The following is a 350-nucleotide window of genomic DNA, read 5'->3' on the forward strand; positions in this document are numbered from 1 at the left end:
CGGCGCCCACCGCCTCCTCCAGGCCGTACGCCACCAGGGTCTGCACCACGCCGACGAGCCGCTCGCCGACTCCGGCGCCACCCGGGTCGTCCCGCGCCCGGGCGACGGCGGATACGGCGGGTACGACGACGACACCCAGCCGCTGGAGACTCCGTTCGTCGGCGCCCAGCGCGGCCACTCCGACGGGCCGCTGCTGCCCCCGATGCGCACGGTCGGCAGCGCCTACGACGAGGAGGACCCCGCGGTCCTCGACGGAACCGGGCCCGGGTACGAGGGGGAGTACGACTCCGAGTACGAGATCGCGGCGCGGCACGAGGGCGGCGGCCGGCGCGCCCGGCGGACCGGGGACG

General features: G+C 77.7%; 1 pseudogene. It reads left to right on the forward strand.

Annotation, left to right across the window (positions count from 1 at the left end):
- Positions 1-350, forward strand: a pseudogene (locus tag CCN29_RS24615) (hypothetical protein); the annotation flags it as partial.

The organism is Streptomyces pseudogriseolus (assembly GCA_002154585.1).
In the GTDB taxonomy this organism is placed as follows: domain Bacteria; phylum Actinomycetota; class Actinomycetes; order Streptomycetales; family Streptomycetaceae; genus Streptomyces; species Streptomyces pseudogriseolus.